The organism is Bifidobacterium castoris, assembly GCF_003952025.1.
GTDB classification, from domain to species: Bacteria; Actinomycetota; Actinomycetes; order Actinomycetales; family Bifidobacteriaceae; genus Bifidobacterium; species Bifidobacterium castoris.
Genome location: NZ_QXGI01000005.1, coordinates 132,313 through 148,215, shown reverse-complemented (window position 1 = coordinate 148,215; position 15,903 = coordinate 132,313). Strand labels below are relative to the sequence as shown.

14 protein-coding genes are annotated in these 15,903 nt (G+C 67.1%); 12 read left to right on the top strand and 2 right to left on the bottom strand.

Annotated elements, in window-relative coordinates:
- The first annotated feature begins 58 nt into the window (after positions 1–58).
- The gene (locus tag D2E22_RS07075) at positions 59–532 is read left to right on the top strand and encodes a hypothetical protein (RefSeq protein WP_126032394.1); all 474 of its coding nucleotides are present in this window, start codon (positions 59–61) and stop codon (positions 530–532) included.
- Positions 533–642: 110 nt separating this feature from the next.
- On the opposite strand, the gene D2E22_RS07070 is transcribed toward D2E22_RS07075, so the two are convergent.
- Together D2E22_RS07070 and D2E22_RS07065 are read right to left on the bottom strand one after the other, a co-directional pair.
- Positions 643–1,716, bottom strand: a complete 1,074-nt coding sequence (locus D2E22_RS07070; protein ID WP_126032393.1) for an aggregation-promoting factor C-terminal-like domain-containing protein — start codon at positions 1,714–1,716, stop codon at positions 643–645.
- Positions 1,717–2,066: 350 nt separating this feature from the next.
- Complete coding sequence (locus D2E22_RS07065; RefSeq protein ID WP_095612494.1) at positions 2,067–2,465, bottom strand: thioredoxin family protein; 399 nt, start codon at positions 2,463–2,465, stop codon at positions 2,067–2,069.
- A gap of 221 nt (positions 2,466–2,686) precedes the next feature.
- Between D2E22_RS07065 and D2E22_RS07060 the strand changes: the two genes are divergently transcribed.
- The 11 genes from D2E22_RS07060 (at position 2,687) to D2E22_RS07015 (ending at position 15,778) form a co-directional block, all read left to right on the top strand.
- Complete coding sequence (locus D2E22_RS07060; RefSeq protein WP_126032392.1) at positions 2,687–3,322, top strand: NUDIX hydrolase family protein; 636 nt, start codon at positions 2,687–2,689, stop codon at positions 3,320–3,322.
- Positions 3,323–3,386: 64 nt separating this feature from the next.
- Positions 3,387–4,256, top strand: a complete 870-nt coding sequence (locus D2E22_RS07055; RefSeq protein ID WP_126032391.1) for an alpha/beta fold hydrolase — start codon at positions 3,387–3,389, stop codon at positions 4,254–4,256.
- 221 nt (positions 4,257–4,477) lie between these two features.
- The gene (nudC, locus tag D2E22_RS07050; protein WP_126032390.1) at positions 4,478–5,548 is read left to right on the top strand and encodes an NAD(+) diphosphatase; all 1,071 of its coding nucleotides are present in this window, start codon (positions 4,478–4,480) and stop codon (positions 5,546–5,548) included.
- A gap of 150 nt (positions 5,549–5,698) precedes the next feature.
- A complete protein-coding gene (gene gcvH, locus D2E22_RS07045) occupies positions 5,699–6,100 on the top strand; it encodes a glycine cleavage system protein GcvH (RefSeq protein ID WP_126032389.1) in 402 nt (133 codons plus the stop codon).
- A 365-nt stretch (positions 6,101–6,465) separates the two neighbouring features.
- Positions 6,466–7,644, top strand: coding sequence for an App1 family protein (locus D2E22_RS07040; RefSeq protein WP_420897248.1), 1,179 nt, complete (start codon positions 6,466–6,468; stop codon positions 7,642–7,644).
- A 311-nt stretch (positions 7,645–7,955) separates the two neighbouring features.
- Complete coding sequence (locus D2E22_RS07035) at positions 7,956–10,391, top strand: S9 family peptidase (RefSeq protein WP_126032387.1); 2,436 nt, start codon at positions 7,956–7,958, stop codon at positions 10,389–10,391.
- Between the two features lie 138 nt (positions 10,392–10,529).
- Positions 10,530–11,567, top strand: coding sequence for a 3-isopropylmalate dehydrogenase (locus tag D2E22_RS07030; RefSeq protein WP_126032386.1), 1,038 nt, complete (start codon positions 10,530–10,532; stop codon positions 11,565–11,567).
- A 175-nt stretch (positions 11,568–11,742) separates the two neighbouring features.
- Entirely contained in the window at positions 11,743–11,874 is a 132-nt protein-coding gene (locus tag D2E22_RS10865; protein ID WP_277600012.1) for a hypothetical protein, read from the top strand.
- Between the two features lie 611 nt (positions 11,875–12,485).
- A complete protein-coding gene (locus D2E22_RS07025) occupies positions 12,486–13,358 on the top strand; it encodes a TM2 domain-containing protein (protein ID WP_126032385.1) in 873 nt (290 codons plus the stop codon).
- A 12-nt stretch (positions 13,359–13,370) separates the two neighbouring features.
- Positions 13,371–14,720, top strand: a complete 1,350-nt coding sequence (locus D2E22_RS07020; RefSeq protein ID WP_126032384.1) for a lipoate--protein ligase family protein — start codon at positions 13,371–13,373, stop codon at positions 14,718–14,720.
- Between the two features lie 347 nt (positions 14,721–15,067).
- On the top strand, positions 15,068–15,778 hold the full coding sequence (locus D2E22_RS07015) for a Crp/Fnr family transcriptional regulator (RefSeq protein WP_126032383.1): 711 nt from the start codon (positions 15,068–15,070) through the stop codon (positions 15,776–15,778).
- Positions 15,779–15,903 lie beyond the last annotated feature (125 nt).

The following is a 15,903-nucleotide window of genomic DNA, read 5'->3' as shown; positions in this document are numbered from 1 at the left end:
TATATGGTATATAGTTTAAGGGCAAGCAATCAAAATCACGACGTAAGGAAGTTCGAATATGTCGGTTTTACAAGGTTTTGAGCCTGTCAATCCTGTCAGCGCCGCTGGCAACGCCGTGCTCACGGTGACGCCCCGGTACATGCGGTTCAACAAGAACACGGTGCAGGAATTGGATGCTCCCAGCTATGTGCAGATCCTGACGAACCCCCATACCAAGCAGGTCGCCATCCGTGAATGCGCGGAGACGGACCCCAACGCCATCGAATTCGTCACGCCGAGCCGCAAGACCGTGTCGGTCACGCTGAACAACCCGGTCGTGCTCAGCGCCGTGCTTCGATTCTTCGATTTCCCCGAGGTCGCCGATGATGAGGTCGCCTTCGCGCAGCTCAAGGGCACACCGTTCCCGGAAGACAAGACGGTCATCTTCGACGTGCGCGATTGCCGTCAGGGCGTCATGAAGAAGCGCGGCCGCAAAAAGGGCGTCGATTACAACGCGCCGGAGCGGGAATCGGCCCCCAAGCACGCCGCCTGATTGTTTCCGGCGCGTCAATGCGCATTGAGGCCCCATGGCACATGCCATGGGGCCTCAATGTTGCTTGGACGGACGGAACCGCCGGGGGATGCCCGGAATCGGTATCGGGATCAGTACCAGTGGTTCGCCTGCCAGAACGAGTACGCGCCCTGGATCGAGCCGTAGCGGTCCTTGCAGTAATCCCAGAACCACTTGAGCTGCGTCTGGTAGTTCGTCGCCCAGTCGGCGCCGTGCGAGGCCATCTTGCTACCGGGCAGCGCCTGCGCCAGACCGTAGGCGCCGGAGGACGGGTTCGTGGCCGTGACCGACCAGCCGGACTCGTGGGAGATGATGAAGACGGTGGCCGTGAAATCGGCTTCGGTGCCGCCGTTCGCGAGCAGGTAGTCATGCGCCCACTGCTGCATCTCGCCGACCGGGGCGGTCGTGCCGATGCTGTTGCTCGCTGCCGGCTGCGACGCGTTGCCCGAATCTGACGAGGCGCCGCTCGATGAGGCGCTGTCCGACGTGTCCGTCGTGGGCTGCGGCTGCTCCGTGGGCTGCGGGTCCGCGGTGCCGACGAGGATGACCTTCTCGACCGGGGCCTTCTTCACCCACGAGGCGAAGGTGTTCGACGAGATGACCTTGTCACCGCTGCGTTCGACGAGGTTCGTCTTCTCGAGGATGCCCTCCTGGCCTTCGGTCTCGACCTGCTCGGTGCCCTTCGGCAGCGACGACGTCTCCTTCTTGATGGTGTTGAACGGAATCTTCGATTCCTCGGTCTCCATCTTCGCGCCGGCGCGGTTGATCGTGATCGTCGTCGATTCGTCGACCTTCGTCTTCAGCGAAGGTTCGACGGTGTCACCGCTCTCCAGCGTGATGTCACCGGCGTCAAGCACCGACTTCACGTCGGTGAAGTCCGTGCCGAGCACGGTGCGCGTCTTGCCGTTGATCGTGACGTTCACGTAGGTCGGCGCGCCATCGAGCGCGTCACGTGCGTTGCCGCGGGAGGCCGCGTGTTCATCGGAGATTGAGTAGGCGGTCGGCTGCGCGGTGGGGGTGCCGCTGGCATGGGAGTAGATGCTTCGCGTGGCCGCACCTCCAGCCACGACCAGACCCACTGCTGCGCACACGGAGGCGATGCGGATCCACTGCCTCTTGGTGAGTGAACGAAGCGTCGGTTGGTCTGCTTTGTGACGGGTAGCCATTGTGCTCCTCAACGTACGTCTGATAATCCTCGGCGGTATTCGCGGCCCCGATCGTGCAAAGGGCGTCGCGGTGCGCGCGGTCTCATATGACCGCCGCCGGAATACACACTAAACAACAGTATATCGCACGCCTCTCGGCATGGCATGGGAATACCGATATCTTCACAGTTCGGGCATCAGGGTCCACGATTCGTCGGCACAGGGGAGAAGTGCAGGACGGCGCCGCGTCACGCACGGTGCTGTGACGGCCGCTGATGCGCCGACGGCGGAACACCGAAGTCCGGACGGACGAAGAACGCCCGCCCCGGCATAAGGCCGGGACGGGCGTTCTTCTCTGGTGAACGGTCGGCTTACTTGTCCTCGTTCTCCTCGAGGATCTCATGCGGATCCTCATCGTTCTTCTGCGCCTCCTCAAGCGCGGCCTGCACGTCAAGCTTCTTCGCCTGATCGATGATGTCATCGAGATCCGGTGCGCGCAGCGCACCCGGCTCCTGATAGATGATGTGGCCATCCTTGACGATCATCAGCGTCGGCACGGCCTGGACGTTCGCCTGCGCGGCGAGGTCCTGGTTCTTGTCGATGTCGATCTTGCCGAAGAAGACGTCCGGGTTCGCCTCGCTAGCCTTCTCGAAGATCGGGCCGAAGGCGCGGCACGGGCCGCACCAGGTGGCGAAGAAGTCGAAGAACGCGATCTGATGGTCCTTGACTGCCTGCGGGAAGGTCTCGGTGGTGATTTCCTGAACTGCCATGGTGGTCTCCTTAATGACGTTCGTGTTCGATACAGCTGCCATAAACAACCGCATCGTCTCCTCCAGCATTCCACAAACACGCACGAACGCCCCCGAATCAGCCAGCGGGGTAATCGCGGCGAAGCCGGCGTGCGTCGGATAGTCGGATATAGGCGTCCGCGTTGCGCAGCGGCGCCGACACGCCGCTTCCATGCAAGCGCCCGCGCATCGATAATGGGTACATGCCAGTTCTGAATGACGAAGTGCCGGACGACGACGATTACGACGCGGGACGTCGCCGCGGCGAGTTCGACCACATCACCCCCGAGGACTTCACCCGCGCGCGCGGTTCGGGACGCGTCACGCCTCCCGGATGGATCGACGAACATGAACTCGGCCGCGTGCGCCGCGAGATGCCGGTCGCATACGTGGAGGTCGTGCCGGTGCGCGTCGACGACTTCGGCCGCGTGACGAGCATCGGCTCGCTGCTGCGCGTCTCCGACGGCGGCACGATCGTCGAACGCACGCTCATCGCGGGCCGCGTGCTCTACCATGAGACGATCCGTGAGGCGATCGCGCGCAACGTCGCGAAGGACCTCGGCGACATCGCGTTGCCGGTGCTGCCGCAGGGGCTGACGCCGTTCACCGTCGCCGAGTTCTTCCCGACGCCCGGCGTCTCGCCGTACCACGACGAACGGCAGCACGCGATCGCGCTGTGCTACATCGTGCCGATCGCCGGCGATTGCAAACCCCAGGACGAGACGCTCGACGTCGAATGGGTCGACCCGCACTCGGACGCCTTCGACGAATTCCTCGAGCAGATGAGCGACGGCCACGACTATATTGTGCGGCAGGCGCTCGCATGGACGGGGCTGTGACGCGATCGTGACGGCACCGGCGACGGGTGCACGACGTGAAGGACGCGGACAAGGAGACGCAAGGATGACGCTGACGATCGAAAACCACATCCACAGGGACGGCGAGGGGACGCCGCTCGTCCTCGTGCACGGATTCCCGGTCGACCACAGGATGTGGGACCGCTGCGCGACGGCGTTGATGGAGACGACGGACGCGCAGGAGCTCGTGCAGTTCCCGATCTGGGCGCCCGACATGCCGGGAGCCGGGGCGTCGCCGGTGCCGACGCCGCAGGAAAGCGGCACGGTCGCCGCCGACGGCGCGTATCCGCAGGCGCTGGACCTGATCGCCGACGCCTACGTCGAGCTGCTGCATGCGGCCGGCTACCGGCAGGCGATCTGGGCAGGGCTGTCGATGGGCGGATACGTCGTGCTCGACATCCAGCGGCGGCATCCCGAGACGGTCGCCGGCATCGCGCTGCTCGACACGAAAGGCGACTCCGACAGCGAACGGGCGCGCGAGAACCGCGTGCGGATCGCGCGTGAATGCGTCGAACGGCATACGACCGAACCGGTCATGTTCTTCACCGACGTGCACCCCGGCGATTCGAGCGTCAAACGTTCTCCGGCCTACATCGAGCAGTTCGGCACATGGATCCGCGAACAGCAGCCGGCGGGCGTCGCATGGCGCGAACTGATGGCGGCGGGGCGCCCCGACCTCAACGACCAGTTCGCGCGGATCACGGCGCCGGCGGCCGTCATCTGCGGGATCGACGATCCGTCGAGCAGCCCGAAGGTCATGCGACCGATCGCGGACGCGATGACGCACACCGACGTCAAAGTCACCGAAATCGAGGACTGCGGGCACTTCAGCGCGTGGGAACGGCCGCAGATCGTGGCGGACGCGCTGCTCGACCTCATCGCGCGCGTGCCGCGCGCCGTCGACGAGAACCGGTAGACGCCGACGTCGGCGAGCGTGGGGAGCGCGTCGTGCGGTCCACGGCGGAATATCGGCCGGTGGCGCAAGCCGTATCGCGCAACGCGTAGCCGCCGCGGCGGCGTCATAGGGCGTCGTGCCCTACAGTGGAGGGAAGGGCCGCGCCGGCCGGACGGCTGCGGATTCCACGGCCCCCGACGGAGAAGACGACGACCGGAAACGGTTCCGAGGAGATGATGCCGATGTTCTCATCGCTCGCATTGACGCAGGCGCTGCCATATCTGCCGCTCGCACAGGGCGACATCGATTACGGCGTGGAGCGTCGCGCCGACCCGCATCTTATCGACGACGTGCTGCGCGAAGCGGGCACGAGCGTCGTGCTCACGCGCGCGGGACTGCTCGCCGTGCCCTTCGGACAGCGCGCGCTCGTACGGCAGTCGGCCGCGCATATGCGGCTCGCGACATTGCCCGGGCAATATGTCGCCGACGCGCTGCCGCACCATCCGGAGGTCAAGGCGATCTACCTCGGCTCCTACACGGGAGCGACGCCGCAGCACGTCGTCGCGCTCGACCTGACCGACGTCGCGCACGAGACGCCCGAGGACGATGCCGCGCGGCACGTCGACGACGACTTCGACGACGCGGACAGCGGACATGACATGAACGACGGCGTCTTCGCATCGGCGATCGCACGATTCGACTGGGTCGATCTGCGCGGATTCGCGCCGCGCGCGTCGGCACGGGAGATCGGGCAGGCGACGACGATGCTCGCCTTGTCGAACTGGTTCGCCTACCAGCGGCACTGCCCGCACTGCGGATATCCGGTCGAGCAGGCGATGAGCGGATGGGCGCAGCGCTGCACGAACGAGCAGGACGACTTCAGGCTGCTGTTCCCGCGCGTGGAGCCGGCCGTCATCATGACGGTCGTGGATGCGCAGGACCGGCTGCTCATCCAGCACAACAAGGCGTGGAAGAACCCGCTGCTGTACTCGGTGTCCGCGGGATTCGTCGAGGCGGGCGAGAACCTCGAACACGCATGCCGGCGCGAAACGCTCGAGGAGACGGGCATCCGCGTCGGCGAGGTCAAGTATCTGGGATCGCAGCCATGGCCGTACACGCTGTCGCTGATGATGGGCTTCAAGGGGCAGGCGCTCAACACCGACGTGCAGGTGGACGGCGAGGAGGTCGCCGACGCGCGATGGGTGACGCGCGACGAATACACCGAGCTGCTCGTGACCGGGCAGATCGAAGCGCCGGGCAAGGCGACGATCGCGCGCGTCATGATCGAGGAATGGTACGGCCGGCAGATCTGAGCGTGGCCGCCGGCGGGGGCCGGCCGCGGCGAAAGCTGGCATAATGGCAACGGCAACGGCGTCGCCGGCATACGGCCGACGTGGACCGTCGGACGGCGCAACAGCGTAGGAAACCCAAAAAATCAAGGAAACCAAGGAAACGAGGCAAACATGGCACAGGAGGAACAGGCGGACAGGCTCGACATCCCGCGGCACCTGCAGTACAGCGAGGACCACGTGTGGGTGGACGACTCGGTCGAACCGGCCGTCATCGGCATCACAGAATACGCGGCCGAACGCATGGGCGACATCGTGTTCGTCGACCTACCGCAGATCGGCACGCGCGTGGAGGCGGGCGACGAGCTCATGCAGATCGAATCGGCGAAGGCCGTCGAACCGGTCATCAGCCCGGTCGCCGGCACCGTGAAATACGTCAACCACGAAGCCGAGGACGACGCCGCAATCATCAACGACGACCCCTACGGCGAGGGCTGGCTCGTCAAGATCGAGCTCGACGACGACGTCCCCGAGCTGCTGGGCGCGGACGAATACGCGGCCGTCATCAAGCAATAGAAGCAACGGCGGCGGCGTGCCGTGGGACGGGATCGGCACGCCGCACGACCACGGCGCACAGATACGGGCGCACGCATACGTACGGACGTACACATAGGTAGGGAATGAAGGGAGCTGACATGAGCGATCCGGAAGCATCAGAACGACGGCTGCGGACGACGAAACGGCTGCTCGACCGCGCGCTGAACGAAATCGAGCGCGAAGGCCGCGCCGGCGTGCGCCGTGTGCGCAGCACGGCCAGACCCGGCGCCGAAATCGTCGAGGACGACGCCGCGCTCGCCGCGCTCACGGCGCAGGGGGACGGCGAGGCGGCCCCCGCCGCCGTCGCGCTGCGCACGACGTCGGCGGCGACGGCGACCGACGACATGCCGACGGTCGCCGTGCCGCTCGGCGAGATCGCGACCGGCGTGCCGCGCCACCGCTTCGTGCGTCGGCGTCGGCTGCAGATGACGAATCCGGTCAAGGCGATCGCGCGCAAGGCCGTCATCGCCCTGTTCGGCGTGTGGATCAAGGTCTCGACGTCGCTCGTGCGCAAGCTCAACTGGTTCCCGAGCGTCAAATCGTACGTCGGATACGGCACCGAGGAGTATTCGCGCCTCGTCTGCCGCACGATCTATGCGCCGACGCACGCCAAGCCGCATACGCCGATGCGCGGCATCCACGCGATGCTCGAAGTGCCGGCGGCGCATGAACGCGTGCGCATCGACATCGACGACGTGCCGCTCAAGACGGTGCAGGTCGGCACGATGGAGGTCTACGATCCGATGGATCCCTCGCGCAGCCAGACGATGGACTATTCGATCTCCGACTCGGCCGGGTACCTCGACCTGCTCGCCGAGCACCGGCTGCGGCCGGGCGTCCACACGATCAGCTGCATGGTGCCGCGCCGTCCGCCGGTCGAGGCGGAACTGTTCACGATCCCGAGCGACACGAAGGTGGGCGTCATCTCCGACGTGGACGACACGATCATGGTCACGCAGGTGCCGACCGTGTGGAAGGCCGCCTACAACATGCTGCTGCTGTCGCCGCACAAGCGGGCGTCGGTGCCGGGCATGGCCGTGATGTACAACAAGATTCGCGCGATGTTCCCGAACGCGCCGTTCTTCTATCTGTCGACGTCGCCGTGGAACGTCGAAAGCCAGATCCGCGGATTCATCACCGACTACGGATTCCCGGACGGTCCGCTGCTGCTGCGCGACCTCGACCCCAGGCCGAAGACCTTCGTGCCTTCCGGCGTGCAGCACAAGCTTGAATACGCCGAACAGCTGATGGAGGACTTCCCGGACATGAAGTTCATCCTGATCGGCGACGACGGGCAGAAGGATCCGACGACGTACGCGCAGATCGTGCGCCGGTATCCGGGACGTGTGCTCGCGATCGGCATCCGGCAGCTGTCGCCGCGCGAGGCGGGCGGCGGCCTCGCGTCGATGACCGGATTAGCGGCGACGCAGCCGGTGCCGGACACCGACGTGCCGGTGTTCACCGGCGCGACCGGCGCGAACATGATGAAGACGATGCTGCCATACCTCGAGCAGTTCGTCTGACGCCGGGCTGTGACGTCCTGCGCCCAATGTGCCGCGGGGCTCTGTCGTCCTGCGGCGCGTACATGTGCGCGGATCGGGACGCCGGGCAGGGTGCTGGCGGCCTGTAGCGCGTATGCATGCGCGGATTGGGCCGCTGGGCGCAGTGCTGGCGACTCAGAGGGCGTACATGTGCGCGGATCGGGACGCCGGAAAAGGGGCTGGCGATCCAGAGGGCGTATGGTTGCGCGGATTGCGACGTCGGACGGGATGCTGGCGGCCTGCGGCGCGTATATGGGCGCTGGCCGGGACGCGTGCGTGCGTATAATCGGCGCATGACCAACGAGCAGAACGCGCAGGCGGGCACCCGGCCGCCGCAGGCCGCGCGGATCAACAACGAGCGCAGTTTCCACGACGACGTCTTCGTCGACCCCTACGAGTGGATGAGGGACAAGGAGTCGCCGCGTCTCAAGCAGTACGTGGCCGACGAGAACGCATACACCGAGTCGCGCATGGCGCATCTCGAACCGTTACGCAATCGGCTTTTCGAGGAGTTCCGTTCGCATGTCCAGGAGACCGACATGTCGGTGCCGACGCGCATGGACGGCTACTGGTACTACGCGCGCACACAGGAGGGCAGGCAGTACGCGGTGCAATGCCGGCTGCCGGTGCGTGATGAGGACGACTGGAATCCGCCGGAAATCGACGCGACGCAGCGTCCGGGGGAGCTCGAGGGCGAACAGGTCATCCTTGACGCGAACGTCGAGGCGCAAGGCCATGACTTCTACCGCATCGGCGGCATGGACATCAGCAAGGACGGTCGTTGGATGCTGCTCGGCGTCGACACGAACGGCGACGAACGCTACGATTTCACGATCCGAGAGATCGCGACCGGGCATGAGCTGCCGGAACGATTCGAAGGCATCGCGGCCGCCTGCTTCACGCCGGACGCGCGCTACGTGTTCTATACGGTGCTCGACGAGGCGCAGCGGCCGTGGCTCATCCGCCGGCACAAGGTCGGCACCGACGTCGCCGACGACGTGGACGTCTACCGTGAGGAGGACGAACGCTTCTGGACCGGCATCGGCGTGTCCTTCGACGAGCGGCATCTGGTGATCGGCACCGGCTCGAAGACGACGAGCGAGGTGCTGATGCTGCCGGTGAGCGACCCGGAGGGCGAGTTCACGCCGTTCATTCCGCGCCGGGAGGGCGTCGAGTACGACGTGAGCTTCGCGACCTTCGAAGGCGCCGGCGAGCGCGGCGAGGACGTGCCGGCCGCCGTCGTCTACCACAACGCGACGAACCCGAATTTCGAGATCGACGTCATCGACATGCGCGCGCATGCCGCGCCGTACTCGCTCGGCGACGGCACGATGATCGCGTGCGGATCGCCGTACGGCTGCGAGCTTGGCGACGCCGTCATCGAGGGGGCGTCGGCGATGCCGGTCGGCACGCCGTTCGACGACCCGCGCAACCCGGAGCTGCTGCGCGGCGTGCGCGGCCTGGCGATCGACGGCATCGCGCTGCACCGGCATTTCGTCGCATTGTCCTACCGTGCCGACGGCCTGCCGCGTCTCGCCGTCATGGGCAAGGACGCGGCGGCCGATGATTTCCTCCATGGCCGTCCGTGGCGGTTCGAGGCGGTCACGCCGCCCGCGCTCGACGGCGACTGGACGCCGCGGGACGTGCCGGTGCCGGCGCTCGACGGCTTCGACGGCGAGGCGGGACGGCTCTATTCGATCGGCACGGCCGGCAATCCCTCGTATGACGCGCCGCGCATGCGTTACCTGTTCACGAGCTACACGCGTCCCGGCGAGCTGCACGAGCTCGACACGCGCGACGGCGCCGACGTGCTGCTCAAGGAGGCGACGGTGCTCGGCGGTTACGATCCGCGCGACTATGCGGAGCGCCGTGTCTGGGTGACGGCGCGCGACGGCGAACGCATCCCCGTCTCCCTCGTCTACCGGCGTGACGCGATGCGCGAGCGTATGCCGATGTTCGTCATCGGCTACGGCGCCTATGAGATCAGTTCCGATCCGGGTTTCTCGATCGCGCGGCTGAGCCTGCTCGACCGCGGTGTGCTGTATGCGGTGCCGCATGTGCGCGGCGGCGGCGAGATGGGACGCGCATGGTATGAGAACGGCCGCAGGTTGCGCAAGAAGCACACTTTCGAGGATTTCGTCGACGTGACCGCCGCGCTGCAGGACTGCGGACTCGCCGACCCGGCGCGCACCGTCGCCAACGGCGGATCGGCGGGAGGATTGCTGATGGGCGCCGTCGCGAACATGGCGCCGGAGCGGTACGCCGGCATCGAGGCGGACGTGCCGTTCGTCGACGCGTTGACGACGATGCTCGACCCGTCGCTGCCGCTGACGGTGACCGAATGGGACGAGTGGGGCGATCCGCTGCACGACGCCGAGGCCTACCGCTACATGCGCGACTACTCGCCGTATGAGAACGCGCCGATGCCGGAGCCGGCCGCCGACGACGCGGCGCACGCCGTGTGGCGCGACGGCGAGGCCGTGGCACGGTACCCGAGGATCTTCGTGACGACGTCGATGAACGATTCGCGCGTCCTCGTCGTCGAACCGCTCAAATGGGTCGCGCGGCTGCAGTCGGCGGGGCTTGACGCGCTCATCAGGATCGAGGTCGAGGCCGGGCACGGCGGCGGCACCGGACGCTACAGGCAGTGGCGTGACGTCTGCTATGAGAACGCGTGGTGCCTGGAGGCGATGGGCGCCGAGGAGCTGCTCGAAACAGCCGTGCGCTGACGGGGGCGGTGCCGACGCGGCCGGCGCCGGCACGATGTCTCAATCGAAATCCCACTATATGGAATCGAATGGCGGCGCTGTCCACGGAATGAACGGCGCCGCATGCGCGCCGTCCGCGCGCGTGTACGCTCGCATGTCATGAGCGAACACAAGCAGTACACGATCGCCGTCATTCCCGGCGACGGCATCGGCAAGGAAGTAACCCCGTGGGCGCAGCAGGCGCTGGAGAAGGCGGCCGCGGACGTGGCGGCATTCAACTACGTGCCCTTCGATCTCGGCGCCGAACGTTATCTGCGCGACGGCGAGATCCTGCCGGACGAGGACCTCGAGGCCATCAAGAAGACCGACGCGATCCTGCTCGGCGCGGTCGGCGACCCGCGCGTCAAGGCCGGCGTCCTCGAACGCGGCCTGCTGCTCAAGCTGCGCTTCGCGCTCGACCAGTACGTGAACCTGCGCCCGTCGAAGCTGTACAAGGGCGTCACGTCGCCGCTCGCGCAGCCGGGCGACATCGACTTCGTCGTCGTGCGCGAAGGCACCGAAGGCCTGTACTGCGGCGCCGGCGGCGCGATCCGCAAGGGCACCGAGCACGAAGTGGCCACCGAAGTCTCGATCAACACGGCCTACGGCGTCGAACGCGTCGTGCGCTACGCGTTCGAGCTGGCGATGAAGCGCCGCAAGCATGTGACGCTCGTGCACAAGAAGAACGTGCTCGTCAACGCCGGCGACATGTGGCAGCGCATCGTCGACAAGGTCGGCGAGGAGTACCCCGAGGTCACGCACGACTACAACCACATCGACGCGGCCACGATCTACCTCGTCAACGATCCGCAGCGTTTCGACGTCATCCTCACCGACAACCTCTTCGGCGACATCCTCACCGATGAGGCGGGCGCCGTCGTCGGCGGCGTCGGCTATTCGGCGTCCGGCTGCATCAACGCGATCGACGAGTATCCGTCGATGTTCGAGCCGATTCACGGTTCGGCGCCGGACATCGCCGGCAAGGGCATCGCGAATCCGACGGCCGCGATCCTGTCGGCCGCGATGCTGCTGCGTCACCTCGGATTCGACGACGCCGCGGCGCGCATCGACGCGGCGGTCGAGGCGGATATCGCCGAGCTCGGCTCGACGGCGCGCTCGACCGATGAGGTCGGCCGCGACATCCTCGCGCGCATCTGAACGCCTGCGGGACGTCCGGATGATGCGGCCGGCGGCGTCTGCGCGATGCGTAAACGGCTCCGGCCGTTCTTCGGCCCTCGGCTGTAGAATGAGCGCCGTATGTGCAACGAACCGCGCAAGCGGTTCCCGGTAACGAAACCACGGCACGACCACGTGCCGTACGAAAGAGGTAATCATGTGCTGCAACTGTGAAGAAGCGTCGATGAACTACAGCAACGGCTTCCAGACCTATGCGCGTCCGACGTCGGGCCCGTACATCGCGACGACCCACGTTCCGAGCGAGTACGGTCCGGTCTACGTCGCCTGAGCGCGTCGGCCACAACGCTTCGACGGACGTCCGCATGCACGCGGGCGTCCGTTTTTCGTTGTTGCGTGGCGGGTCGCCGATGGGTGTGCGGCGGCAGTGGATAGGTGAGTTTACCTGAATACTGCCGTCGACGTTGTTATGCGGCGGCGTTCCGTGAATGAGAATACGCGGACGCCGACGCGTTGCCGATCGCCGCGGGTGCGGGTCGGGACGGTGGCGTTCGCTAGGGGGGGCGGCTACCTTCGCGGACGAGGCGGTTGCGATCGGCGTGGGTGCGGATTGGGGCGGATGTGCTCGCTGAGCGGTGTGGCCGCGATCATCAGGGGTGCGGTTTGCGGCGGCGGTGTTCGTTAAAGGGCGGCGACGGTCGCTAAGAGGCGGTTGCGGGTATCGGGTGGGCTGGTTGGATGCGGCTGCAGGTGCCGATGGCGCAGGTGCGCGCGAGGCGATCGGCTGGGGCAGATGCGTTGTGTGCGCGGATGTGCGGTACGTTACGCTGAAAGTCGGGAAACGTGCAGCCAACTCCCATCGGAGGCGGCTACCGTTGACGTTAGAGCCAACGGCAACGGCATGTGTGCGCCGCGCATATGCATGAGGAAATCGAGGAACCGATGACACAACCACAGACCAATCCGGACAATCCAACCAACCCGACCGATCCGGACAACCTGAACGACGCGAGCGCCGATCTGCAGGCCGACCCGCAGACGGTGGCCTTCGAGCAGACGAGCGTGACCGACCCGGCGGGCGACACGGTCACCGAGACGATCGCGGCCGAGGACGTCGCGGACGCGACCGTCACGGAGGCGATTTCCGACGCGCCGTCCTCCGCTGCGACCGCTTTCGACATGGCGCCGGACGGCGCGCAGCCCACCTTCGGCAATCCGTCCGCCTACGGTGCGCCGGCCCCCGCCTCCAACGTTGCGCCGACGACCACCGACACGCCGACTTCGGCCACGCCCGGCATGCCGACCGCGATCTATGCGCAGACGTCGGCGCCGGCCGCGCAGACCGTCGACTCGATGGGCAACCCGTATACGGCGGCCCCGACGTCGAGCCCGTATGGGCAGCCGTCAACCGATGCCTTCACCGACCACACGATGCCGGCGGACGCCTACACCGCGCCGACCTATGCCGCGCCGGGCTCCGCGCAGCAGCCGTATACGCAGCAGCCTGCCTATGGTGCGCCGAACGGCGCGCAGCCGGCCTATGCGGCGCCGGCGACCTACTACATCGCGCGCAACAAGATCCTCGCGGGCCTGCTCGCGCTCTTCTTCGGCATGTTCGGCATCCACAACTTCTACCTCGGCTACACCGGCCGCGGCATCGCGCAGCTGCTGCTGACGGCGCTCGGCTGGGTCGCGCTCGGCCTGGGACCGCTCGCCGCGCTGATCTGGTCGTGGATCGAAGGCGTGCGCATCCTCACCTCCGACTACGGCACGCCCGAGCATCGCGACGCGCGCGGCGTCGAACTGATGGACTGACGGGATGCGGCCATGACCGAACGTTCCGGTTCCGTCAAAGTGCCCGGCGGCAAGCTCGTCCGTGTGACGCTTGCCGCCGGCGCATGTCTCGACGGCGATTTCTTCGCCGACGATGATGCGCGCGCCGCCATCGACGCCGTCGAAAACGTCATCGCCGACGCCGCCCGCGAACTCGATATGACGCTCGCCGATGCCGCGTCGGCCGACGGCGGTGCGATGGCTGGCGTCGCCGCGCCGGATGACGGATTCGTTCCGACAGCCGATGCCGTCGATGACGTTGATTCCGTTGATGCCGATCCGCGTATACGCGCGGACGAGATCCATGTCAAAGAGGATGATGACGGGGACCTTCGCGATGCCGATCCGCGCATGCGCGCGACGGAGAACGCGGTGGAGGCATGGTACCGACGCACGGTGCGGCGCATCGACGATGTGCTCGGCGATCGGCTCATCGGTGCGAACGCCGACGCGATCGCGTTGGCGGCGCTGCGCGCGGCGGCCGGGGACGACGGCGCCGCGCGCGCCTTCGAGGAACGCCATACGGCGCGGGTGCGCCGTTCGTGGCGGGCCGCGCAGCATCCGCGGACGCCGTCGCCGATATGCATCGGCGCCGACGAGATCCGTTCGCGCTGGGCGGCGCTGCGGCCGCATGTCGTCGTCGACCGGCCGCGGATGCCCGAGGAGCAGATGGCGCTCGAACCACAATGGGCGCGCCAGATGGCCGACGGCGAGCGCCCGCCGACGATCCGCGTCTGGCACTGGGCGGCGCCGGCCGTCGTCTGCGGCCGCTACCAGTCGATCGAGGATGAGGTGGACGTGGCGGCGGCGCATGCGCGCGGCGTGCACATCGTGCGCCGCGGCACCGGCGGCGGCGCGATGTTCGTCGAACCGGCCGACACGATCACCTATTCGCTGTACGCGCCGTTGTGGTTCGCCGACGGACTCGACGCCGTGCAGGTCTATCAGCTGTGCGACGCGTGGCTGCTCGCGGCGCTCGCCGAGTGCGGCGTGCGCGCATGCTATGCGGGGCTCAACGACATCGCCGCCGTGCATGACGGCGGCGCCGGCGAGACCGTCGTCGGCGGCAAGATCGGCGGCGCGGCGCAGATGCGCGTACCCGCGCGCGACGGCGGCCCCGGCTGCCTGCTGCACCACGTCACGCTCGCGTATGCGATCGACGCGGCCGCGATGGGCGACGTCCTCATCACCGATCCGGAGAAGATGTCGGACAAGGCCGTGAAATCGGCGCGTCGGCGCGTCGAGCCGATGACGGCGCAGACGACGATGACGCGCGAGGAGGTCATCGCGACGATGGCGCGGGTCGCGGCGTCGTTCGGCTCGCAGACGTCTATGCGGGCATAGGGCATAGCAGGACCAATGCGCAGGATCGTCTCCGCGCTCCGGAAGGCGACGGCCATCGGCGGCGCGCTCGATGCGTCGGTCGTGTCCGTGTTCGCCGCCGGCGGCGGTTTGACGGCGTCGCGGCGCCGCTTGTACAGACCGCCGCCGTCCGCGATCGGGTATGCCGCGGCGCGGACGGCGGCATGTCGCGGGATACGCCGGGCATGACGCGCTGCACAAGGGCGCCGGCGCATGGGGCGGCGGACGGCCGCCGCCTCCGGGTTGGCGGCGGCGATGCGACGACGGTACAATGGACGTCGGCGCGCGCGCCGCGCGGCCGTGTGAAACAACCGTGAAACGAGGTGGTCATGGCATCGGACGAGACGTACAGGGAGGACAATGCGCTGCTGCAGACGGCGTTGTTCAGGCACGTCTCCGCCGAACAAGCCGAGGAACTGCTGCCGGCGCTGCACCATGAGACCGTGCAGAAGGGCGATTGCATCTTCCGCGAGGGGGACACCGACCAGCGGATGTACGTCATCGAGAGCGGACGCGTCAAGCTGACGCGCAAGTCGATCGACGACCGTGTGCAGCTGCTCAGCATCCAGGCGCGCGGCGAGGTGCTTGGCGAGATCCCGGTCTTCGATCCCGACGGCGGCCCGCGCACGGCGTCGGCGATCGCGATGATGAACGACACGCGCCTCGTCTGGCTTGAGCATGACGCGCTGTTCCGGTGGCTCGACAAGTATCCGCGCGTCGCCGTCGACATGCTGCAGGTGCTCGCGCACCGCATGCGCGCGAACAACGAACGCATCGCCGACCTCGTGTTCATGGACGTGCCGGCCAGGCTCGCGAAGACGCTGCTCGACCTCGCGTCGCGCTTCGGCAAGCCGGTCGAAGCCGGGCTGCAGGTGCCGCACGACCTCACGCAGGAGGAGATGGCGCAGCTCGTCGGCTCGTCGAGGGAGACGGTGAACAAGGCGCTTATGGATTTCGCGAACCGCGGATGGATCGCGCGCGAGGGGCGCACGATCGTCATCTACCAGCCGGGCAAGCTCATCCGCAGATCGCAGCGCTGAACGGATTCGCGGCCGTACGGGCGCGGCAATGCTGGCGATGCGCTGTGAACAACGTGTGAAATCGCTGGATGCGTGTCGCGCGAAGGGCGCGGAATGTGGCCAATGCCACGATTGACGCCTCTGGT